Genomic DNA, 1322 nt, shown 5'->3' with positions numbered 1-1322 from the left:
GGCACATTAATGATGATGCCATCACAGTCCAGTTTATTAACAGGGCTGGTAAAAGCGCCTGTCGGCATGTTTACCTCAAGTGTCCGGCAGTCATCTTTCCAGTGTCTACCTGCTTCAAGTTCATCCATCGAAAATGAGTGAATGGAGATAACGAACATCCCGGAAAACCCAACCACCGCTATAAGCGCACAGTATATGAATGTATCGCCTCTGTTAACTCGAAGATTGAATTTTTCAGGGATGGCAACCATTGCCAGCGCACCGACCACACCAATAACAAAAAGAATCAGGCATATACCGTTAAGCCATGCAACGTTATGTCCAAGTATATAGTACGCTTTCACTTTCTTATTCCTTATGCTGCATACTTTCAAATAACGTGAGATTGTTAATACTGACCATCGGTCTTACTATTCACCTGCCCCCATCCGATCAAAGTAATAAATCAAGACATAAAACATATAAAAAACCACTGTGGCTGTAAAAAATCCCGTTATTACTGACAGCGTCAAATCAGGAGAGCCGGCCCACATGTTTTTATCCATGAATACCATTAATGAAAATAAAGCACTGAGACCTGTAAGCCCAAACAACATTAAAATACAGGAAAGCGTATCTCTTATAAAAACACCAATAATTACATAGCCGTAACCGCAGATAATGATTGCCATTGCAAAAAAAAGTCGAACAAAACCATCAAAACCTAACTGGTATTCAGCCATTTACCCACCCTCATTCAATGTTTCTATCACGCTGCTCAAAGGCTCGCGGGTTTTAATTTCAATGCACTCTCCTGTATTACTTCCGTAACCTCTGCCCCCACGTGCTTCGAGTACCCGTAGCATTTTTATGCAGACATCTGTATTAGGCATGGGAGTAATATCCCAAATCCCACCGCCACTACTCGGCGTCATCAGCACCAGAAAAATAAAGGCATGCATACTTTATTGCCTCTGTTTATATATTAACGAATGAATATTTCTTTCATTGCCTCTGCGATAGTTGTTTGCCTATCGCCACTTATCGCTCTGTCAGAATCAGACTTGCTTACATTTTCAATAACATCACTACACTGAAGTCGATTTTGCCTGGAGAGAAAAACCCTTTATCATCAACCCGCCCTTTTAAATAACCCTTACATAAAGATACATGAGCGTAATATCTTCGTCTGAACACGCTACCGCCCATCCCTTTCAACGCAGAGGGCACTCGTTATAATTCAGAAATGAAAACTTACTGCAGCGCCAGTAATGGCGCTGTGAATCAATTAAGGCGAGGTTGTCCCCACGCCGATGGTTTTACGACAAAAAGAACCGTTGCCG

Annotated in this window: 3 protein-coding genes; all 3 read right to left on the bottom strand. The window is 41.9% G+C overall.

What is annotated here, in order from left to right:
• On the bottom strand, positions 1 to 344 hold a 344-nt coding region (locus BHE81_RS25865; protein ID WP_049247629.1), incomplete at its 3' end, for a hypothetical protein.
• Positions 345 to 410: 66 nt separating this feature from the next.
• Positions 411 to 722 carry a hypothetical protein gene (locus tag BHE81_RS25860; RefSeq protein ID WP_013214022.1) on the bottom strand — a complete coding sequence of 104 codons (312 nt, stop codon included), beginning with the start codon at positions 720 to 722 and terminating at the stop codon, positions 411 to 413.
• A complete protein-coding gene (locus BHE81_RS25855) occupies positions 723 to 941 on the bottom strand; it encodes a hypothetical protein (protein ID WP_004195468.1) in 219 nt (72 codons plus the stop codon).
• Positions 942 to 1322: the final 381 nt, after the last annotated feature.

Origin of the sequence: Klebsiella sp. AqSCr, from assembly GCF_008452795.1 — a bacterium.
Lineage (GTDB): Bacteria > Pseudomonadota > Gammaproteobacteria > Enterobacterales > Enterobacteriaceae > Klebsiella > Klebsiella pneumoniae.
The sequence above is the reverse complement of the archived record's forward strand: the minus strand, read 5'-3'. Positions and strand labels throughout refer to the sequence as shown.